At 71.6% G+C, this 20,713-nt stretch carries 20 protein-coding genes; 11 read left to right on the top strand and 9 right to left on the bottom strand.

The annotated features are described in order from the left end of the window. The first annotated feature begins 82 nt into the window (after window positions 1-82). The 3 genes from KIF24_RS22770 (at window position 83) to KIF24_RS22760 (ending at window position 1,652) form a co-directional block, all read left to right on the top strand. On the top strand, window positions 83-706 hold the full coding sequence (locus KIF24_RS22770; RefSeq protein ID WP_221085757.1) for a hypothetical protein: 624 nt from the start codon (window positions 83-85) through the stop codon (window positions 704-706). Between the two features lie 86 nt (window positions 707-792). Beyond that, complete coding sequence (locus KIF24_RS22765; protein ID WP_221085756.1) at window positions 793-1,197, top strand: helix-turn-helix domain-containing protein; 405 nt, start codon at window positions 793-795, stop codon at window positions 1,195-1,197. A gap of 35 nt (window positions 1,198-1,232) precedes the next feature. Continuing rightward, entirely contained in the window at window positions 1,233-1,652 is a 420-nt protein-coding gene (locus tag KIF24_RS22760; RefSeq protein ID WP_221085755.1) for a VOC family protein, read from the top strand. Between the two features lie 87 nt (window positions 1,653-1,739). On the opposite strand, the gene KIF24_RS22755 is transcribed toward KIF24_RS22760, so the two are convergent. The 4 genes from KIF24_RS22755 to KIF24_RS22740 all read right to left on the bottom strand — a co-directional run bounded on the left by KIF24_RS22755 (window position 1,740) and on the right by KIF24_RS22740 (window position 4,432). Continuing rightward, window positions 1,740-2,999 carry an endonuclease/exonuclease/phosphatase family protein gene (locus KIF24_RS22755; protein WP_221085754.1) on the bottom strand — a complete coding sequence of 420 codons (1,260 nt, stop codon included), beginning with the start codon at window positions 2,997-2,999 and terminating at the stop codon, window positions 1,740-1,742. Between the two features lie 92 nt (window positions 3,000-3,091). After that, entirely contained in the window at window positions 3,092-3,256 is a 165-nt protein-coding gene (locus KIF24_RS22750; protein ID WP_221085753.1) for a hypothetical protein, read from the bottom strand. A 113-nt stretch (window positions 3,257-3,369) separates the two neighbouring features. Further along, entirely contained in the window at window positions 3,370-3,519 is a 150-nt protein-coding gene (locus KIF24_RS22745) for a hypothetical protein (RefSeq protein WP_221085752.1), read from the bottom strand. A gap of 46 nt (window positions 3,520-3,565) precedes the next feature. Further along, on the bottom strand, window positions 3,566-4,432 hold the full coding sequence (locus KIF24_RS22740; RefSeq protein WP_221085751.1) for an aldo/keto reductase family oxidoreductase: 867 nt from the start codon (window positions 4,430-4,432) through the stop codon (window positions 3,566-3,568). Window positions 4,433-4,565: 133 nt separating this feature from the next. Between KIF24_RS22740 and KIF24_RS22735 the strand changes: the two genes are divergently transcribed. Further along, a complete protein-coding gene (locus tag KIF24_RS22735) occupies window positions 4,566-5,009 on the top strand; it encodes a winged helix-turn-helix transcriptional regulator (protein WP_221085750.1) in 444 nt (147 codons plus the stop codon). Between the two features lie 40 nt (window positions 5,010-5,049). Here the strand turns inward: KIF24_RS22735 and ilvD are convergent, their stop codons facing one another. After that, window positions 5,050-6,897: a dihydroxy-acid dehydratase gene (ilvD, locus tag KIF24_RS22730; protein ID WP_221085749.1), complete on the bottom strand. Its 1,848-nt coding sequence runs from the start codon at window positions 6,895-6,897 to the stop codon at window positions 5,050-5,052. A 127-nt stretch (window positions 6,898-7,024) separates the two neighbouring features. Between ilvD and KIF24_RS22725 the strand changes: the two genes are divergently transcribed. The 5 genes from KIF24_RS22725 to serA all read left to right on the top strand — a co-directional run bounded on the left by KIF24_RS22725 (window position 7,025) and on the right by serA (window position 14,987). Further along, a complete protein-coding gene (locus tag KIF24_RS22725) occupies window positions 7,025-9,367 on the top strand; it encodes a putative bifunctional diguanylate cyclase/phosphodiesterase (protein ID WP_230416825.1) in 2,343 nt (780 codons plus the stop codon). Between the two features lie 233 nt (window positions 9,368-9,600). Next, window positions 9,601-11,478, top strand: a complete 1,878-nt coding sequence (locus tag KIF24_RS22720) for an acetolactate synthase large subunit (RefSeq protein WP_221085747.1) — start codon at window positions 9,601-9,603, stop codon at window positions 11,476-11,478. Further along, window positions 11,478-11,993, top strand: coding sequence for an acetolactate synthase small subunit (gene ilvN / locus KIF24_RS22715; RefSeq protein WP_221085746.1), 516 nt, complete (start codon window positions 11,478-11,480; stop codon window positions 11,991-11,993). Before KIF24_RS22720 ends, ilvN begins: the two co-directional genes overlap by 1 nt. An 82-nt stretch (window positions 11,994-12,075) precedes the next feature. Beyond that, entirely contained in the window at window positions 12,076-13,089 is a 1,014-nt protein-coding gene (ilvC, locus tag KIF24_RS22710) for a ketol-acid reductoisomerase (RefSeq protein ID WP_221085745.1), read from the top strand. A 299-nt stretch (window positions 13,090-13,388) separates the two neighbouring features. Next, on the top strand, window positions 13,389-14,987 hold the full coding sequence (gene serA / locus KIF24_RS22705) for a phosphoglycerate dehydrogenase (protein ID WP_221085744.1): 1,599 nt from the start codon (window positions 13,389-13,391) through the stop codon (window positions 14,985-14,987). A 194-nt stretch (window positions 14,988-15,181) separates the two neighbouring features. On the opposite strand, the gene KIF24_RS22700 is transcribed toward serA, so the two are convergent. After that, window positions 15,182-15,541, bottom strand: a complete 360-nt coding sequence (locus tag KIF24_RS22700; RefSeq protein WP_221085743.1) for a hypothetical protein — start codon at window positions 15,539-15,541, stop codon at window positions 15,182-15,184. Between the two features lie 300 nt (window positions 15,542-15,841). After that, complete coding sequence (locus KIF24_RS22695; RefSeq protein WP_221085742.1) at window positions 15,842-16,687, bottom strand: FAD:protein FMN transferase; 846 nt, start codon at window positions 16,685-16,687, stop codon at window positions 15,842-15,844. Between the two features lie 216 nt (window positions 16,688-16,903). Here KIF24_RS22695 and KIF24_RS22690 point away from each other — a divergent pair, with 216 nt between their 5' ends. Further along, entirely contained in the window at window positions 16,904-17,935 is a 1,032-nt protein-coding gene (locus KIF24_RS22690) for a 3-isopropylmalate dehydrogenase (RefSeq protein WP_221085741.1), read from the top strand. A gap of 187 nt (window positions 17,936-18,122) precedes the next feature. Then, window positions 18,123-19,220, top strand: coding sequence for a branched-chain amino acid aminotransferase (locus KIF24_RS22685; protein ID WP_221085740.1), 1,098 nt, complete (start codon window positions 18,123-18,125; stop codon window positions 19,218-19,220). Window positions 19,221-19,408: 188 nt separating this feature from the next. Here the strand turns inward: KIF24_RS22685 and KIF24_RS22680 are convergent, their stop codons facing one another. Together KIF24_RS22680 and KIF24_RS22675 are read right to left on the bottom strand one after the other, a co-directional pair. Continuing rightward, window positions 19,409-20,149: a tyrosine-protein phosphatase gene (locus KIF24_RS22680; protein ID WP_221085739.1), complete on the bottom strand. Its 741-nt coding sequence runs from the start codon at window positions 20,147-20,149 to the stop codon at window positions 19,409-19,411. Window positions 20,150-20,221: 72 nt separating this feature from the next. Further along, the gene (locus KIF24_RS22675; protein WP_221085738.1) at window positions 20,222-20,680 is read right to left on the bottom strand and encodes a PRC-barrel domain-containing protein; all 459 of its coding nucleotides are present in this window, start codon (window positions 20,678-20,680) and stop codon (window positions 20,222-20,224) included. Window positions 20,681-20,713 lie beyond the last annotated feature (33 nt).

The raw sequence follows: 20,713 nt of genomic DNA, 5'->3' as shown, positions 1-20,713 counted from the left end.
TCGGGTTCCGGACCGATCCAGAATCCTCCTCGCGTTTCCCGAAAGGATGAGCCCGCATCGATTCCTGTCGTAGGAGGTAAACATGAGTCTTGTCCGACGAATACTGCTCGCGATGGCGCTCGTCGTCACCGCGACGCTGCTGGTGCCGGCCGCCCCGGCCAACGCGGGCGGCCGGCCGGTGACGATCTGTTTCCAGGTCGGCACCTTCGGCGGCCGGCCGATCTTCGACTGTCACACCATCCTGCTGCCGGAGTTCAAGCCGGTGCCGATCGGCCCGATCGACTGCCTGAGCTGCCCGCCGGTCTTCGACCTGTGGGATCGGATCGACCCGGAGAAGCGCTTCGAGTATCTGGACCGGCTGGGTCGCGGGCTGTCGTTCCTGGGCGAGGCGGCCCAGGCGGTGGACCCGGTCAAGGCGAAGCAACTGCGGGAGTTGGCGACCGAGAACTTCTGGTCGTCGGCGAAGCTGCTCGACGGCTCGGAGGTGAAACTCGGCCAGGTCGGGTGGGCGGATCTGAAGAACGAGAAGTTCCACGGTGACCCGGATCCGCAGCCGATGCTGGTAGCGAGTGGGGAGAACCTGGCCGTCGGGCTCGGGCTGATGCAGCAGGCACTCGGCGACCCGAATCCGCAGCCCAACATCGAGGCGGCGATGTCCCGCTTCGACCAGGCGTACAAGGATCTCGGAGTGTTGTTCGCCGGGTGACCCCGGCGCGACGGATGCGGCGGTCCCGGCCAGGGATCGCCGCACCCGGGCGCGTGGTAGACATGGCGTGTCACGGGAGGAGCCGGGTGAGCAGGGTCGCCGAGGAGACGAACCGGGCGATGCTGCGGGCTCGGGACGCCATGGACCGGGTGTACGCGCAACCCCTCGACATCCCGACGCTGGCGAAGATCGCGCACGTCTCCGGGGCGCACTTCATCCGGACCTTCCGGGCCACCTTCGGCGAGACCCCGCACCGCTATCTGCAACGACGTCGGGTGGAGCGGGCCATGTACCTCCTCCTGCACACAGAACAGGACGTGACGGAGGTCTGCTACGCGGTCGGGTTCGGCAGTCTCGGCACGTTCAGCCGTACCTTCCGGAAGATCGTCGGCGAGTCGCCCACCGACTACCGCAAGCGGCGGACGGCGCCTGCCGCGCCGGTGCCGAGTTGCTTCACCAAGGCGTGGACCCGGCCGAGCAGTTTTGGATAAGCAGCAGGTCAGGGCGTTCCACTAGCGTCCTGGGCATGACGTTGAACGCGATCAGTCGCTCCCAGCTATACGTCCTCGACCAGGACGAGGCGCTCGACTTCTACATCGGCAAGCTCGGCCTGGAGCTGCATACCGACCAGGACCTCGGCTTCATGCGCTGGCTCACGGTCAACGTGCCCGGCGACCCGGAGCGCGAGATCCTCCTGGAGAAGCCGTGCCCGCCCAACCTCGACCCGGCCACCGCCGAGCAGGTCCGCGAGCTGCTCACCAAGGGCGCCGCGGGCGGCTCCCTCTTCATGACCACCGACGACGCCCACAAGACGTACGAGGAACTGGTCGCCAAGGGCGTGGACATCACCGACGAGCCGATGGAACGGCCGTACGGCGTCGACTTCGGCATCCGCGACCCGTTCGGCAACGCAATCCGGATCGGGCAGATGTTCGAGCGCGGCTGACGGGCGCGACGACGGACGACGGCCGGGGCGGCTCCTCCTCAGCTGCGACGAGGAGCCGCCCGGTGGGTGTCGGCGGGTGCGGCGTGGCTACCGCCGCAGGTCGAGCCAGACCAGGCGGTGGTCGGAGGTGGGGAAGCCGCCCGGCAGCGCCGGGTCGTAGTCACCGACCAGCCGGAACAGCGGGTCGCCCGGCGCTTGCCAGAAGATCCCGGTGCCGCGGACCGGCAGGCCGCGGCTCGGCAGCAGGTAGTCGACCCGCAGGTTGCCCGGGCTGGTGTCGGCGAAGTCGGCGGTGTCGAAACGGGGGTTGCCGCGGTGGTCGAGGTTGGCGCCGCCCTGCCGCCGCGCCGCGGCGGGACCGCCCGCGCTGGCCGGCGCGACCCGGTCGTTGACCCGCGGGTGGTCCAACAGCTGCTGCGCGGCCCCGGGCACGCTGTCACCGTCGTACGGGTCGGCGTTGAGATCCCCGGCGACCACGAAGGCCGCGCCGGGCCGCAGCCCGCCGCGCCGCCCGGCGTCGTCGTAGATGTAGCCGGCCCGTCCGGGGGAGACGTAGTCGGCCCAGAAGCGGATCTCGTCGTGGTTGCGTCGGCCGTTGCGGTCCTCCGGTCCGTCGAAGACCGGGGGCGTGGGGTGGCTGGCCAGCAGGTGCACGGTACGGCCGGGCAGCCGGATCGGCAGGTCCCAGTGGCTCTTGGAGGACAGCCGCAGGTCGGCCAGCTCCTGCCGCGAGTACCAGTCGGCCGGCTCGGGGGTCTCCGGGTCGTCGGGCAGCAACGCCCCCGGCATGTCCTGCCAGCGGAACAACTGGAAGGTGCGGACCCGGGCCAGGTCGATCGGGTACGCCGAGTAGACCGCCATCCCGTACTGGCCGGGGAAGAGGCCGAAGCCGTACGCGTCGTCGGGGCCGCCGACGGTCCCGTCGTTGTTGAGGTCGTGGCCGGACGGGACACCGGTGTTCGACGGGGCGGCGTAGCGGTACGGGTAGCGGATCGCCCGGGTGCCGTTGCGCGGCACGGACAGGTAGTTGTCCTGGAACAGCGCCAGCGCCCGACCCTGCGGGTCGTAGTCGAACTCGTTGATCAGCAGCACGTCCGGGCGGACCCGCTGGATCACCTCGGCGACGTTGCCGGCCTGGGCGCTGTCCCGCCGGGACAGGTCGGTGACCAGCCCGCCGTCGGTGTCCCGGTTCAGCGAGGCGTTGAAGGTCGCCACCCGCAGCGTGCCGGTGCGCTGCCCACCGGGTTGCCACCCGCCCGCGGCGGCCGGCGTGGCCACCGCGACCGTCGCCGTCGCGGCGAGCAGCGCCGCCATGATCCCGGCGTACGCCGTTCGCTTCGCACCCATCGACACCCTCCCGATTCGCGATCAACGATCGTCACGCTACCGGCACCGCCATGACGCCAGGGTGAACCGTGGTCGACGGCTTCGCTGCCTTGCTACTTCCGCATCGCGGTGACCAGGCCACCGACCGGGATCGACGGACTTCTCTCGGGCGGTGGATCGAGTTGTGCCGCCCGCCGGCAGGTGTCGTCGACGCCGTTGCGGAATCGGGCGACGTCCAACGCCGCCCGGTACCAGCCCAAGCCGGCGTGGCGGGGCATCGACGTCGATCTTGGACATTTCCCGTTAGTCGTTGACGGGAAATGTCCAAGATCTCGCCGTCTGTGGCGGCTGCGACCGGTGGTCCTCGCGGGTGGCCGCGAACTTGCCGAGGTCACCGACCTGCGGCAGCTTTCCGGTCGAGCCGGTCCTGCTCGGCGGTCTCGGTCACCGGCCTGACCGTCACCGACACACCCAACGGGCTGCGGACGGTGCCACGGGTGGTCGCCTGATCCGTCTGCGCCATCAGCTCGACAGCGCCCACACCGCGAGTGGCCAGCCACCCGAGGACGGGCGGTCAACCCGGTCACTCAACCGCCGATCTTGTCCAGCTCGGTGAGGTCCTCGTCGGAGAGCGAGAGTCCCGCGCCGGCGATGTTCTCGCGCAGGTGTGCAGTGGACGAGGTGCCGGGGATCAGCAGGATGTTCGGCGACCGCCGCAGCAGCCAGGCCAGGGCGACGGACATCGGCGTCGCGGCCAACCGGGCGGCCACGGTCTCCAACGCCGAGGACTGTAGTGGGCTGAAGCCGCCGAGCGGGAAATAGGGAACGTAGGCGACGCCCTGTTCGGCGAGCACGTCGATCAGCTCGTCGTCCTGGCGGTACGCCAGGTTGTACATGTTCTGCACGCACACGATCGGCGCGATCGCCTGCGCCTCGGCGACCTGTTCCGGCGTCGCGGTGCTCACTCCGAGGTGCCGGATCAGGCCCTGCTGCTGGAGTTCGACGAGCGTCTCGAACGGCTCGGCGAGCGGGCCGGGCTGGGGCCCCTCGGCGTTGCCGAGCCGGAGGTTGACCAGGTCGAGCACATCGAGGCCGAGGTTCTCCAGATTTTCGTGGACGGCCCGGCGCAGGCTTTCCGGGTCTCGGGCCGGGGGCCAGCCGCCCTGCTGGTCGCGGGTGGCGCCGACCTTGGTCACGATGTGCAGCGATTCGGGGTACGGGTGCAGCGCTTCACGGATCAGCTGGTTGGTGACCTGCGGCCCGTAGGCGTCGCTGGTGTCGATGTGGGTGATGCCGAGGTCGACGACCTCCCGCAGGACGGCGAGCGCGCCGTCGTGGTCGGCGGGTGGCCCCATGACCCAGGGGCCGGCGAGCTGCATGGCGCCGTAGCCGAACCGGGTGATGGTCAGGTCGCCCAGCGTCCAGGTGCCGCCGGGAAGGGCAGTGGAAAGCATGCTCATACCTCTGGCTTTCGTGTTCGAGCTGGCCGGTGCCGAATGTTTGCCTGCTTCACTATGGAGGGGTAACTTCCTGGCGAGAAGTAGGCACTTCCGGGTGCGTAGCCACCCACGGTGGAAGGAGCGGTCGATGGCGACGATGACGGCGGCCCAGCGGCGGGCGCAGAGCAAGGCGGAATACGACGCCTTCCTGGCGCAGTGCCCCAGCCGTAAGCTGCTCGACCGGATCGCCGACAAGTGGGTCACGCTGGTCCTGGCCGCGCTGGGCAGCGACGGCTCGCATCAGTTCGGCGCCGACTGCGCCGGTGAGCCCCGGTCGATGCGCTACTCGGAGCTGTCCCGCCTGCTGGCCGGGGTCAGCCAGAAGATGCTCACCCAGACGCTGCGCGCCCTGGAGCGTGACGGTCTGATCACCCGCACCGTGACGCCCACCGTGCCCGTCACGGTCGCCTACGAGCTGACCGATCTCGGTGTCTCGCTGCACCAGATGATGCGCGGCCTCAAGACCTGGGCCGAGACGCACATGGACGACGTGCTCGCCAACCGCACGACGTACGACAGCCGCGCCGCCTGAACCGGGCAGCCGAGGCCGCCCACCCGAATCCGCTGCCGGTCTACTCGGGGACGCGGCGGTAGGCGCCGTCGCTGGCCGAGGTGGCCATCGAGGCGTACGCACGCAGCGCCGCCGACACCGGGCGTTGCCGGTCGAGGGGGGTGTAGGGGCGGTCCCGCTTCTCCTGGGCGACCCGGCGGGCGTCCAGCACGTCGGCCGGCACGTTCAGCTCGATCGAGCGCGCCGGAATGTCGATGACGACCTCGTCGCCGGGCTCGACCAGCGCGATCAGCCCACCGGAGGCGGCCTCGGGAGAGACGTGCCCGATGGAGAGCCCGGAGGTGCCGCCGGAGAACCGGCCGTCGGTGAGCAAGGCACAGGCCCGGCCCAGCCCACGGCCCTTGAGGAACGAGGTGGGATAGAGCATCTCCTGCATGCCCGGGCCGCCCTTCGGCCCCTCGTAGCGGATCACCACCACGTCCCCGGCAACGATCTCCTTGGCCAGGATGGCGGTCACCGCGTCGTCCTGCGACTCGTAGACCTTGGCCGGGCCGCGGAAGGTCAGGCACTCCGCGGGCACCCCGGCGGTCTTCACCACGCAGCCTTCCGGCGCGAGGTTGCCGTGCAGGATGGCCAGCCCGCCGTCGGCGGTGTACGCGTGCTCGCCGTCCCGGATGCAGCCGCCCGCCGCGTCGGTGTCCAGCGACGACCAGCGGTTGGTGGTGGAGAAGGGCTCGACGGTACGCACCCCGCCCGGGGCGGCGTGGAACAGCTCGATCGCCTCGGCGGTGGCCGAGCCGCCGCGCACGTCCCAGTCGGCGAGCCACCGGTCGAGCGAGGCGGCGTGCACGGCGTGCACGTCCCGGTGCAGCAGGCCGGCGCGGTCCAGCTCGCCGAGGATGGCCGGGATGCCGCCGGCCCGGTGCACGTCCTCCATGTGGTACTGCGGCGAGTTCGGGGCGACCTTGGCCAGGCACGGCACCCGGCGGGAGATCGCGTCGATGTCGGCGACGGTGAAGTCCAGCTCGGCCTCGCGGGCGGCGGCCAGCAGGTGCAGGATCGTGTTCGTCGACCCGCCCATCGCCACGTCGAGGGCGACGGCGTTCTCGAACGCGGCGCGGGAGGCCACCACCCGCGGCAGCACCGAGGCGTCGTCGCCGTCGTACCACCGCTTGGAGATCTCCACGGCGACGCGGCCGGCCTCGACGAAGAGTGAGCGCCGCGCGGCGTGGGTGGCCAGCGTCGAGCCGTTGCCCGGCAGCGCCAGCCCGATCGCCTCGGTGAGGCAGTTCATCGAGTTGGCGGTGAACATGCCCGAGCAGGAGCCGCAGGTGGGGCAGGCCGAGCGCTCGATCTCGCCGAGCTGGTCGTCGGTGACCGCCTCGTTCGAGGAGGCGATCATCGCGTCGATCAGGTCGATCTTGGAGTGGACGATCCCCTCGATCGCCACCGTCTTGCCGGCCTCCATCGGCCCGCCGGAGACGAACACGGTCGGGATGTTCAGCCGGAGGGCGGCCAGCAACATCCCCGGCGTGATCTTGTCGCAGTTGGAGATGCAGACCAGCGCGTCCGCGCAGTGCGCGTTGACCATGTATTCCACCGCGTCGGCGATCAACTCCCGGCTGGGCAGGGAGTAGAGCATGCCGCCGTGACCCATGGCGATGCCGTCGTCGACCGCGATCGTGTTGAACTCGCGGCCCACCCCGCCGGCGTCGGCCACCGCGTCGGCGACCAGGCCGCCCATGTCCTTGAGATGTACGTGGCCCGGCACGAACTGGGTGAAACTGTTCGCGATGGCGACGATCGGCTTGCCGAAATCGTCGTCGGTCATCCCGGTGGCCCGCCAGAGGGCCCGGGCGCCGGCCATCGTCCGACCGTGCGTGGAGGTCTTCGACCGCAGCTCAGGCATGTGTACCAGTCTGGCACCGCGGGCCCGGTGCCGGACAGGCGCACGCACCGTGTCCCAACAGATGCACACCCGATCCCCACGCCTGGCATCGATCCGGCAGAGTTGAAGGGTGCACACCCCCCCGGCCATGATGGGCGCCGCGGTGCTGAGCGCGCTGGTCGCCCTCGCGGCCGGTGTGCTGCTGGCCGTCGCCGTCCGGCGCCGGGCCACCCGCCACCGCCCGGCGTACGCGTTGCTCGCCGTCGCCGGTGCGGTCGCGCTGGTGACCTTGCTGGCGGGGGTGACCGTCGCGCTGAGCGCACACGCGCACTGGGCACACGAGCAGCAACAGCGCACCGGGTGGGCGACCCTGATCGCACTCGGCACGGCGACCAGCGGGCTGCTCTTCTGCTTCGGCCTGCTCCGCTTTCCCGGAGTGACCAACTCGGTGCCCTCGGCCGCCCGGTTCGCCCTCGACGGCGTGATCCTGGGCGCCGCGCTGTGGTTCGTCGGCTGGGTGCTGCTCTCCGAGCCGACCCGGCTGCTCGGGGACGCGACCCCGGCGGCCTGCCTGTCGATCCTGCTCGCCTCGGTCGGTGCGGCGCTGAGCGCCGGTCTGGCCACCATCATGGTCCTCCGCGCGCCCACGCCCCGACGCTGCCTCGCCGTGCTGGGCACCGGGATCACCGCCTCGTCCGTCGGCGGGCTGGGTGTCGCGGCCGGGATCTGCCAGGCCGGGCCGGGCCTGGCCCTGACCGGCGCGGTGGTGCTCGCCCTGGGGCTGCTGGTGGCCGCGGTGGCGGCCTACCGGATCGAGCCACCGGGCCAGATCGCCGTTGATGTGATCCGCCGCGACGGCGCGTACGCCTTCGCGCCGATGGTCGCCATGGCCGCCTCTGCGATGTACCACCTCCTACAGGACGGCCGGTTCGACGCGCTGGGCATCGTCGCCGGCAGCGTCGAGGGGTTCGCCCTGGTGGCCCGGCAGCACCTCACCCTGCACGACGTGCGGGCGTACGCCCGGCGGCTGGCCGAGCGCGAGGCGCACTTCCGCCAGCTCGCGCACACCGACGCGCTCACCGGCCTGGACAACCGGCGCGGGCTGTTGCAGGCGTTGCACCGCTGCGCCCAGGCCCGGGTGCCCTGTGTCCTGCTCGGGCTGGACCTGGACGGCTTCAAGAACGTCAACGACATGCGTGGTCACGACGTAGGCGACGCGGTGCTGGCCGAGGTGGGTCGGCGGTTGCGGAGCAACCTGCGCCCCGGCGACCTGGCCGCCCGGCTCGGCGGTGACGAGTTCGCGGTGCTCATGCGCGGCGGCCCGGCCGAGGCGGGGATCGTCGCCGAGCGGCTGCTGAGGGTGCTCGGCGGTGCCTACGAGGAGCCCGAGGGGCCGATCTTCCTCTCGGTCAGCATCGGCCTGGCGGGCTGGGCCGACGAGCCGGACGTCGAGTTGCTGCTGCGACACGCGGATCTCGCGCTGCGCTACGCCAAGCAGCGCGGCAAGAACCGGATCGAGCGGTACGACGGCGCGTACGACCGGCTGCTGCGCCGGCGGACCACGCTGGAGCACGAGCTGCGTGGTGCGATCGAGCGTGACGAGTTCCGGCTGGTCTTCCAGCCGGTGGCGTCATTGCCGTCGGTGCGGCCGGTCGGCGCGGAGGCACTGCTGCGTTGGCGCCATCCCGAGCTGGGCAACGTCCGCCCGGACGAGTTCATCCCCCTCGCGGAGGAGTGCGGGATGATCGCCAAGCTCGGTGCCTGGGTGCTGCACCAGGCCTGCTTCCAGCTGTCCCGCTGGCTGGCCGAGGGCCACGACGTCTGGGTGTCGGTCAACGTCTCCCCGCGCGAGCTGCACGCCCCCGAGTACGTGGTGCAGGTCGCCGAGGCGCTGCGCGCCCACCACGTCCCGCCGCAGCGGCTGGTGCTGGAGGTCACCGAGCACGCGGTCGCCACCGACCTCGACGAGCTGATCCGGCGGCTGACCGCGCTGCGGCTCACGGGTGTGCGGATCGCCCTGGACGACTTCGGCGCCGGCTACTCCTCGCTGGGCCAGCTCCGTCGGCTCCCGATCGACATTCTCAAGATCGACCACGGGCTGGTGGCGGAGCACGAGCCGGTCCGGCCGGTCGGGCGGGACGGCCCGGCCTTCGCCCCGATGGTCGACATCGTCATGCGACTGGGCCACCAGTTCGGCCTGGAGGTGATCGCCGAGGGGGTCACCACGCCCGCGGAGCTGGCCGCGGTGGTGGCTGCCGGCTGCCGGTTCGGCCAGGGCGCGTTGTTCGGGTGGGGCGTACCGGCCGAGCACCTGGAGGCGATGCTGGACGCGGCCACCTCCCCGGGGGCCCGACCGGCCCGCACCGCGCCGCCGGACGACTCGCCTCCGCATCCTCTCCGGCCACCCGTCCCAAGGCTCGGTGGGGGCGTCTCCGAGCACGTCAGGCCGGGTGTGACCGGCGTGCCAGGGCAGGACGCGCCCACTCCGTGAACCAATATATGGGATCAGTTGACTCATCGCGTGAGATGCGTCAGGCTTGAGCCCATGTCGTCGTACCGGTCGCTGCGAGTACTTACCTGAGCGCACTCTCCTGACTGAGAGTGCGCTGGCCCCGTGCATCTGGCACGTGGGCCTTTTTCTTGCCGTCGAACCCATCGGACCCGGCCCCGCCCGCGTTCCACAGTGTGAGCAGCCCCACCCACTCCAGCCGAAGGCAAACCGCCATGACGAGACCCACGCCCGAGACCCTCGCCCACTCCGCCCGGCGGGCCCGTACCGCCGCCGAGGCGCAGGGCGACGCCGACCACACCCGCGCCGCCGCCACGCCGGCCGCCCCGGCGGTACGCCCCGCTCCGGTGGCCCAGGTCTCCGGCGCGGGCTCCCTGGTGCGTTCCCTGGAGGCGCTCGGCGTCGAGGTCGTCTTCGGTATCCCGGGTGGCGCGATCCTGCCGGCGTACGACCCGCTCTACGACTCGACCGTCCGACACATCCTGGTCCGGCACGAGCAGGGCGCGGGCCACGCCGCCACCGGCTACGCCCAGGCCACCGGCCGGGTCGGGGTGTGCATCGCCACCTCCGGGCCGGGCGCGACGAACCTGGTCACCCCGATCGCCGACGCCTACATGGACTCGGTGCCGCTGGTGGCGATCACCGGCCAGGTGGCCCGTCCGTCGATCGGTACGGACGCCTTCCAGGAGGCGGACATCCAGGGCATCACGCTGCCGATCACCAAGCACAACTTCCTGGTGCAGGAGGCCAGTGAGATTCCCCGGGTGCTGGCCGAGGCGTTCCACCTGGCGTCCACCGGACGGCCCGGCCCGGTCCTGGTGGACATCCCCAAGGACGTCCTCCAGGCGCCGACCACCTTCGCCTGGCCGCCCACCCTGGACCTGCCCGGCTACCGCCCCACGCTGCATCCGCACGGCAAGCAGATCCGGGAGGCGGCGCGGCTGATGAGCAACGCCCGCCGGCCGGTGCTCTACGTCGGCGGCGGCGTGCTCAAGGCGGGGGCCACCGAGGGGCTGCGCCGGTTGGCCGAACTGACCGGCATCCCGGTGGTCACCACGCTGATGGCGTTGGGGGCGTTCCCCGACTCGCACCGCCAGCACCTGGGCATGCCCGGCATGCACGGCACCGTCGCGGCGGTCTACGGGCTGCAGAAGGCCGACCTGATCGTGGCGCTCGGCGCCCGGTTCGACGACCGGGTCACCGGGAAGCTGGACTCCTTCGCCCTGGACGCCACAGTGGTGCACGCCGACATCGACCCGGCCGAGATCGGCAAGAATCGGCACGCGGACGTGCCGATCGTCGGCGATGCCCGGCACGTGATCGACGAGCTGCTCGCGGCGGTCACCGTCGAGCGGGCGGCGGGGCGCACCACCGACCTCGCCGGCTGGTGGGCACAGCTGGACGACCTGCGCGAGCGCTACCCGCTGGGCTACGACGAGCCTGACGACGGCACGCTCTCCCCGCAGTACGTGATCAAGCGGCTGGGAGAGATCGCCGGACCGGACGCGATCTACGTCGCCGGGGTGGGTCAGCACCAGATGTGGGCCTCTCAGTTCATCTCCTTCGAGAAGCCGCAGACCTGGCTCAACTCGGGCGGTCTCGGCACCATGGGCTACGCGGTGCCGGCGGCGATGGGCGCCAAGGTGGGCCGGCCCGACACGGTGGTCTGGGCCGTCGACGGCGACGGTTGTTTCCAGATGACCAACCAGGAGTTGGCCACCTGTGCGCTGGAGGGCATCCCGGTCAAGATCGCTGTGATCAACAACGGCAACCTCGGCATGGTCCGCCAGTGGCAGACGCTGTTCTACAACGAGCGCTACTCCAACACGGAACTCGGCACCCACAAGCACCGCATCCCCGACTTCGTCAAGCTCGCCGAGGCACTCGGCTGCGTCGGGCTGCGCTGCGAGACCGCCGAGGACGTGGACCGGACCATCGAGGCGGCGATGTCCATCAACGACGCGCCGGTGGTCATCGACTTCGTGGTCGGCAAGGACGCCATGGTCTGGCCGATGGTCGCCGCCGGCACCAGCAACGACGAGATCATGTTCGCCCGTGGCGTCCGCCCGGCCTTCGACGAGGACGATATCTGATGACGATGCACACCCTGTCCGTGTTGGTGGAGAACAAGCCGGGCGTGCTGGCCCGGGTCTCCGGGCTGTTCTCCCGGCGGGGGTTCAACATCGACAGCCTTGCCGTCGGTGAGACCGAGAATCCGGACGTCTCGCGGATCACCATCGTGGTCAACGCGGAGTCCTCCCCGCTGGAGCAGGTCACCAAGCAGCTCAACAAGCTGGTGAACGTACTCAAGATCGTCGAGTTGGACCCGTCGATCTCGGTGGCTCGCGAGTTGCTCCTGGTGAAGGTGCGGGCGGACCGCAACGCCCGCGCCCAGGTCCTGGAGACGGTCAACCTGTTCCGGGCACGGGTGGTCGACGTGGCCGCCGACACCCTGACCATCGAGGCGACCGGCACCCCGGACAAGCTCGACGCGCTCCTGCGTGACCTTGAGCCCTTCGGCATCAAGGAGATGGTCCAGTCGGGCCTGGTGGCGATCGGTCGCGGGTCGCGCGCCATCACCGCCGGCCCGGCCCTGCGGGCCGCCTGATCCAATCGCGGGTCGGCCCGGGCGGGCCACCCGATCACAGAGCCACCACGGGCCGCCGCGGCGGCCGTACGAAAGGGAAGTCATGAGCGTTGAGGTGTACTACGACGACGACGCCGACCTGGGCCTCATCCAGGCGAAGAAGGTCGCCGTGATCGGCTACGGCAGCCAGGGCCACGCCCACGCGCTGTCGCTGCGCGACTCCGGTGTCGACGTCGTGATCGGCCTGCCGGAGGGCTCGAAGAGCCGGGCCAAGGCCGAGGAGCAGGGCCTGCGGGTGCTCACCCCGGCCGAGGCGTCCGTCGAGGCTGACGTGATCATGGTGCTGGCGCCGGACACCGCCCAGCGCAAGATCTACGCGGAGTCGATCGCGCCGAACCTCAGCGCGGGCAAGGCGCTGTTCTTCGGGCACGGCTTCAACATCCGCTACGGGCTGATCAAGCCGCCGGCCGAGGTGGACGTGGCGATGGTCGCCCCGAAGGGGCCCGGTCACCTGGTCCGCCGGCAGTACGCCGACGGTAAGGGCGTGCCCTGCCTGGTCGCCGTCGAGCAGGATGCCAGCGGCGCGGCGTTCGCACTCGCCCTGTCCTACGCGAAGGGGATCGGCGGGACCCGGGCCGGTGCCATCCGGACCACCTTCACCGAGGAGACCGAGACCGATCTCTTCGGCGAGCAGGCGGTGCTCTGCGGCGGCGCGGCGGCGTTGGTGCAGACCGGTTTCGAGGTGCTCACCGAGGCCGGCTACGCACCGGAGGTGGCCTACTTCGAGTGCCTGCACGAGCTGAAGCTGATCGTGGATCTGATGTACGAGGGCGGCATCGCCCGGATGCGCTACAGCGTCTCCGACACCGCCGAGTACGGCGACCTCTCCCGGGGCCCGCGGGTCATCGACAGCCGGGTCAAGGAGGAGATGCGCAGGATCCTCGGTGAGATCCAGTCCGGCGAGTTCGCCCGCGAGTGGGTGGCCGAGGACGAGGCCGGTCGGCCGAACTTCACCAAGTGGCGGGCCGAGGGCGCGGCGCACCCGATCGAGGAGACCGGCCGCAAGCTGCGCGGCATGATGAGCTGGGTGGACCGTCCGATCACCGAGACCGCCTGAGGTCCCGCCGACGACCGCCTGAGGCTTCGCTCACCAGCGGCACCCGGACCCGGCGTTCTCCCCGACGCCGGGCCCGGGTGCCGTGCTGTCTCCGGCCGGCCAACGATCCTTAACACGCACGTCACGCCCGGTTTGTGAGGGCACTCACCCCGCGCTCCGAGGCGCGCCGGGCGGCCCGCACCCTACGATCGCGGGTAGGTGCTCCAGGCGGCACCTGACGGCCATGGCTCGGACCGCCCCGGGCGCAGCGCAGCGCCCCAGCCCCCGGTCGACCGCCCTGACGACATCTACGAGGACCAATGACTCCTGTCGTACTGATCGCCGAAGAACTCGCTCCCGCCGCCATCGAGGTGCTCGCCCACGACTTCGACGTCCGGCACGTCGACGGCACCGACCGCCCGGCACTGCTGGCGGCGCTCTCCGAGGCCGACGCCGTCATCGTCCGCAGCGCGACCCGGATCGACGCCGAGGCGATCGCCGCCGCCGGCCGGCTCAAGGTCGTGGCCCGCGCCGGAGTCGGGCTGGACAACGTCGAGGTGCCGGCCGCCACCGCCCGGGGCGTCATGGTCGTCAACGCTCCCACCTCGAACATCGTCTCCGCCGCCGAGCAGGCCGTCGCGCTGCTGCTCGCGGTCGCCCGCAACACCGCCAGCGCCAGCGCCGCGCTCAAGGCGGGAGAGTGGAAGCGGTCGAAGTACACCGGCGTCGAGATCCAGGGCAAGACCGTCGGCGTGGTCGGCCTCGGCCGCATCGGTGTCCTCTTCGCCTCCCGGATCGCGGCCTTCGGCACCCGGCTCATCGCGTACGACCCGTACATCCAGCCGGCCCGGGCCGCGCAACTCGGCGTGCGCCTGGTCGGCCTGGAGGAACTGCTGCGGGAGAGCGACTTCATCTCGATCCACCTGCCGAAGACCCCGGAGACCGTGGGTCTGATCGGCGAGAAGGAGCTGTCCATCGTCAAGCCGGGCGTGCGGATCGTCAACGCCGCCCGGGGCGGGCTGGTCGACGAGCAGGCTCTCGCCGACGCGTTGGCCGAGGGACGGGTCGGCGGCGCCGGGGTGGACGTGTACGCCAAGGAGCCGTGCACCTCCTCGCCGCTGTTCGCCTTCGACAACGTGGTGGCCACCCCGCACCTGGGTGCCTCCACCGCCGAGGCGCAGGACAAGGCCGGCCTGGCGGTGGCCAAGAGCGTGAAGCTGGCCCTACAGGGCGAGTTCGTGCCGGACGCGGTCAACGTGCAGGCCGGCGGCGTGGTCGCCGAGGACGTCCGGCCGCTGCTGCCACTCGCCGAGAAGCTGGGTCGCGCCTTCACCGCCGTCGCCGGCGGGGTTGCCTCCAGCGTCTCCGTCGAGGTGCGTGGCGAGATCGTCGGTCACGACGTCTCGGTGCTCAAGCTCGCCGCCACCAAGGGGTTGTTCAGCTCGGTGGTCGAGGAGCAGGTGACGTACGTCAACGCGCCGCACCTGGCCGCCCAGCGCGGCGTGGAGGTGTCGCTGACCAGCCAGACCGAGACCGTCGACCACCCGGTCCTGGTCACCGTGCGCGGTGCGCTGCCCGACGGCCGGACGGTCAGCGTCTCCGGCACGGTGACCCCGGCCGGCCCCCGGGACGTCATCAAGCTGACCGAGGTGGACGGCTTCGACGTGGAGATCGGTGCCGAGGGCATCCTGCTCTTTCTCCGCTACGTCGACCGTCCGGGCGTGGTCGGCACCGTCGGCACCCTGCTCGGCCAGGCCGGCATCAACATCGCGGCGATGCAGGTGGCCCGGCGGGAGGCCGGCGGCGAGACGCTGATGACCCTCACCGTCGACCAGGCGCTCGGCGCCGACCTGCTCACCTCGGCCGCCGACTCGATCGGCGCGACCGCGGCCAGCGCGGCCGACCTGCGCGACGAGTAACGTCCCGCCACCTGGACCGTGCGGCGTCCGCCCGACGAGGAACCGCATCCGGTGGTCCACGCACGAGCGATGGGGGGCCTGGCCGATGGCCGGGCCCCTTCGTCGTCCCGATCGCCGTGGCTGGCCAGGTCGGGTCGACAGGTCGCCACGCGCCGGGCCGGGGACGGCGCCGGCCGGGACGCCGGGTGGCCGCCTCAGTTGGGCAGCCGGGCCGCCGGTGGCGGGTAGACCGAGCCGTCCTGGGCGTCGAAAAGCATCAGCCGGTGCTCGCCGGCCAGCCGTTCGATGTCGAGGAGCACCTGGTCGGGGCAGGCCGGATCCAGGTTCAGCTCCACGTGATCGGCCGCCGTGTGCAGCGGTGCGACCGCCCAGGGTGTGCCGGGGCCGGCCCGCCGGTCGGGGTAGCTGGCGGTGATCGCCCGGTAGAAGGCCACCAATCGTGGGTCCGGTCGCCGCTCGATGTGCCGGCCACTGCGGCACTGCTGCACCGCCGCTCGCACATCCTCGGGCGTCGCCCCGTCCGCCAGGGCCCACACGCTCAGATCGAAACTCACGGCGGACAGCGTGCCATCTGCGGTTCACCTTGTCGAAAACGACCCTGCCGCAGGGCGGCCCGGGAGTCGGAAGGATCGCTCGGATGCTCCCCTGTGGAACCCTTGCCGCGAAACACGTCAATTCGATAACGTACGGGTGCGGTCACCTGTCGAGTTCGTGGCGTCGACCCGTCTTCGGGTGACGAGGTCGACGTCCGGCCGCCCGGCCCGCACCCCTCGATTGCGCGAGCCACGCGCACTCGTCGTCGACCGGCCTCCACGGTCGTTGCCGCGGCCGTGGAGGCCGATCGTTGCTTGTTGTCAGTGGCGGGCGGCGAAGAGCACGCGGTAGTCCGCCCCGCCGCGGAACCAGGCCAGTCCGGCCGGTCCCGCCGCGTACAGCGCGGTGGCGTAGGCGTCGGCGACCGCGAGGTCGGGGCCCACCACCGTCGCGGCGACCAGCTGCCCGGCCGGCTCGCCGGTGTGCGGGTCCACCACGTGCCCCTGGCGTCCGCTCACTCCGGAGGTGCCGACCGCGCCCGTCGTCATCTCCAGCACCAGCGGTGCCCGGCGCCGGTCGGTCGGGTGGTGCACGGCCACCCGCCACGGGCCGCCGTGGGCGGCTTGACCGCGTACCACCAGGTCGGCGCCGCTGAGCACGGCGTAGTCGTGGATGCCGGCGGTGCGCAACCGGCCCGCGGCCCGCTCGACCGCCCACCCGCCGAGCAGACCGCCCGGGTCGAAGCCACCGGGCACCGCCCAGGCGTCGAACCAGCCGTCCGTCGCCGCGCGCATCGCGGCACAGCGGTTCACCAGGTCGGCCAGCGGCGGGTACGACTCGGCGCTGATCTCGCCCCGACGCAGCCGGGACACCAGGCTCTCCGGGCGGTTCGGGCCGTAGGTGAGGTCGATCGCCCGCAGCTCGGCCACCGCGTCCCGCAGTGCCTCGCCGACCCCACGCCGGCCCAACCACTCGGGCGCGTTCAGCAGCAGGGTGTAGCCCGCCGTCGAGGTGCGTACGGTGTGCCGGACGGCGATCCGGTCGCCGGCCACCAGGCCGGCCCGGTCGGGTCGCTGCTCGCGGGCGCCCAGTCGCAGGTCGGGCCGGCCGAAGCGGAAGGCCGCCGGGTTCACCCAGCGGGTGCGTGGCTGCTCGTCGGTCCACATGGCGTCCGTCCCTCCTCGACGCCCGCCGCGCCGTCGCGGCGGTCGCCCGGACCCCCACGGCCCGTCACGCCCACGCTAGGCAGCGGAGGTGACCGCACCATGAATGCCTGCTGGTAAACTGCTGTGTGTCCCGATTTCCCGAGAAGTGGAACACCCGTACCGGGGGGCGGGACGGCGGCGTACCGTCGAGCCACACGAGCGAAGGAGCTGACCGACGTGGCACGGATCGCGGTGGTGGCCGGGGACGGGATCGGACCCGAGGTGGTCGCGGAGGCCCGCAAGGTCATCGACGCGGTGCTGCCCGGTGTCGAGGCAACCGAGTACGACCTCGGCGCGGCACGCTACCACCGCACCGGCGAGGTGCTGCCCGACTCGGTGCTGAACGAGCTGGCCGGGCACGACGCGATCCTGCTCGGCGCGGTCGGTGACCCGACCGTCCCGCCCGGCGTGCTGGAGCGGGGCCTGCTGCTGAAGCTCCGCTTCGCCTTCGACCAGTACGTCAACCTGCGCCCGTCCCGGCTCTGGCCGGGCGTCGCCAGCCCGCTGGCCGCGGTCAAGCCGGGCGAGGTCGACCTGGTGGTGGTCCGCGAGGGCACCGAGGGGCTCTACGCGGGTGCCGGCGGCAACCTGCACCGGGGCACCCCGGCCGAGGTCGCCACCGAGGAGAGCCTGAACACCCGGCACGGGGTGGAGCGGGTGGTGCGCGACGCCTTCACCCGCGCCTCCCGACGCGAGCGGCGCAAGGTGACCCTGGTGCACAAGACCAATGTGCTCACCCACGCCGGCTCGTTGTGGGCCCGCACCTTCGAGTCGGTGGCCGCCGAGCATCCCGACGTGGCCACCGAGTACCAGCACGTCGACGCCGCCGCGATGTTCCTGGTCACCCAGCCGCAGCGGTACGACGTGGTGGTCACCGACAACCTGTTCGGTGACATCCTCACCGACATCGCCGCCGCGGTGACCGGTGGGATCGGGCTGGCCGCCAGCGGCAGCATCAACCCCGACGGGACATACCCGTCGATGTTCGAGCCGGTACACGGCTCCGCGCCGGACATCGCCGGTCGTGGCCTGGCCGACCCGGTCGCCGCCGTGCTCTCGGCGGCGCTGCTGCTCGACCAGCTCGGGCACGCCGACGCCGCGGCTCGGATCACCGCGGCGGTCAGTGCCGAGCTGGCCGGCCGCGCCCCGGACGTGGTGCTGCGGACGAACGAGGTCGGCGACCGGATCGCGGCACAAGCGGCGGCCTGAGCCGCCGGCCCGACGGCTCGCCGCGAACGCACGTGAATCCGCCCGGCGCGCGGCGTCCCACCGGCACCGAGCCACCGGTCCATCGGTGGACCTATCCGCTGAACGACCGTTCGGGGTAGGTTTCTGGCACAAACATGTTTCCGGCGTGCGGTCGGCGCATGCCGTTGTCCCCAGGGAGGTCAGCGCGATGAGCGGTGGTGACATGATCGACTTCGAGATCCGTCCGAACTCCGCGCCGGTACCCGCCACCGACCGGGCCGCGCTGCTGGCCAACCCCGGATTCGGCCGGGTCTTCACCGACCACATGGTCACCGTCCGTTACGCCGACGGCAAGGGCTGGTACGACGCGCGGGTCGAGGCGCGGGCGCCGATCCCGATGGATCCCGCCAGCGCCGTCCTGCACTACGCGCAGGAGATCTTCGAGGGGATGAAGGCGTACCGCGCGGCCGACGGCGGGGTGACGATGTTCCGCCCGTACGCCAACGCGGCCCGGTTCAACACCTCCGCCGCCCGGATGGCGATGCCCTCGCTGCCGGCGGAGACCTTCGTCGACTCGCTGCACCGGCTGATCGAAATCGACCGGGAGTGGATTCCCGACGGTGAGGACGGCAGCCTCTACCTGCGACCGTTCATGTTCGCCAGCGAGGTCTTCCTCGGCGTCCGCCCGGCCAACGAGTACCTCTACTCGGTGATCGCGTCGCCGGTGGGCGCGTACTTCTCCGGCGGGGTGAAGCCCGTGACGGTCTGGGTCTCGCCCGACTACACCCGGGCCGCTCCCGGTGGCACCGGTGCGGCCAAGTGCGGCGGCAACTACGCCGCGTCGCTGGCCGCCCAGGCCGAGGCCCTGGAACACGGCTGTGACCAGGTGGTCTTCCTGGACGCCGTCGAGCGCCGGTTCGTCGACGAACTGGGCGGCATGAACGTCTTCTTCGTCTACGACGACGGTTCGGTGGCCACCCCGCCGCTGACCGGCACGATCCTGCCCGGCATCACCCGCGAGTCGGTGCTGACTCTGGCGTCGGCGGCCGGGCACCGGGTCGAGGAGCGGCCGGTGACCTTCGAGGAATGGCGGGCGGACGCCGCCAGCGGCCGGCTGCGGGAGGTTTTCGCCTGCGGCACGGCGGCGGTGGTCACGCCGATCGGGCGGGTGCGCTTTCCCGACGGTGAGTTCGCCGTGGCCGGTGGCGAGCCCGGCACGGTCACCATGGCGCTGCGTCAGCAACTGGTCGACCTCCAGCGGGGCAAGGCCGCCGACCCCCACGGTTGGGTCCACCGCGTGCTCTGAGATCTCCAGGTCCTGATACGGAGCTCAGAGAGACCGGCAATAGGACTGGCGGGGCTGCGGCGCGCCCTGGCGCTTCGGCTGGCGGCGTTGTCGTCGTCGGCCATGCAACACCGGCATGGCCTCCTCCTCCACCTTGCCATCCTCGGCCAGGATCCGCCTCGCCGCCACCGCCCTGTTGCCGGTCTCACTTAGTCGAGCAGGTGGGTGCGCAGGGCGGTGAGCTGGTCGTCGGTGACCCCTGCGGTGCGCAGGTAACCGTCCACGGAGCCGTGGCCCTCGCGGATCTCGGCAAGGAACAGCAGCATCGTCTCGGCCGGTGAGGACAGGAACGGCGCCGGTAGTTCGCCGGTGTCGGGAAGGTTGTCGGCGACCCAGGCGCTGAACCGCCGGGACGCCTCGGTGCTCAGCGCGTAGTCCGCCGCGATCTCGGCGTCGTCCACGCCGAGCACGGCGAGGGTCAGGCCGCAGACGATGCCGGTGCGGTCCTTGCCCGCCACGCAGTGCACCACCACCGGCGCGTTCGCGCCCTCGGCGATCAGGCCGACCGCCTCGGCGAGCCCGGCGGTGCCGGTGCGGGCCAGGTCGGCGTACCGGTCGGCGAGATAGCGGGCCAGGTCGCCGCCGGGCTGGTACGGCTGCTCCTCCCACTCCGCGTGCTCCGGGTGGATGTGCCGGTAGGTGAGCCCGTCGAAGTCGGGCACCCGGCCGTCGCGCTCGACCTCGTGCGGCCGGCGCAGGTCGATGACGGTGCGCACACCGAGTGCCGCGAAGGCGTCCCGGTCGGCGTCGCCGATGCGGTGCAGCGAGTCGGAACGGTAGAGCCGACCGGTGCGTACGGTGCGGCCGTCCCGGCCGCGGTAGCCGCCCACGTCCCGGAAGTTGAAGGCGGCGGTGAACGGGAGCCTGCGGTTGACCTCGATGGAGTCCACCCTGACACGGTAAACGGCCGGTGGGACGCTGCCCACCGGCCGGTTACCCGGTCCGTGCCGCGCTGGGAGCCGTTACCGGAGCCAGCCGGGCGGTGTTGCGGTGTAGGTGTCGTTGTAGTAGCCGCCGAGCTTGTCCCGGTAGCCCGGGTCGGTGGCCGTCTCGTCGTACTCCGGTGCCGCCTTGATCTGGTCCTTGTCGCGGTCGACGTGGACCTTCTGCTCCTCGTGGTCGACGTGGCTCACCGTTCCGGCCGGGAGCATCACCTTCTTGCCGAAGATCCACGGCCCGGTGTCCACCACCAGGTAGCTGGCGTGGACCTCGGCGCTGTCACTGCCGATCTTGCCGATCGAGCCGTCGGTGGCCTCGACCTTGTAGCCGATCAGGTTGGTCCCGGCGACTCCGGCCTCGTCCCGGTAGCTCCAGGGGTCGAAGGCGCCGGCGGGGGTGCCGCCGGCGACATCGCTCTGGTCGACGGCGCGCAGCGCCGGGTCCGGCGTGGCGGGCGTGGTGTTCGGGTTCAGCCTGTCCATGGGATCTCTCCTGCCCCGACTGTGCTGAGTCGT

This window comes from Micromonospora tarapacensis, from assembly GCF_019697375.1.
Classification (GTDB): domain Bacteria; phylum Actinomycetota; class Actinomycetes; order Mycobacteriales; family Micromonosporaceae; genus Micromonospora; species Micromonospora tarapacensis.
Note: the sequence above shows the minus strand (reverse complement) of the source record. Positions and strands in the feature narration are given on the sequence as shown.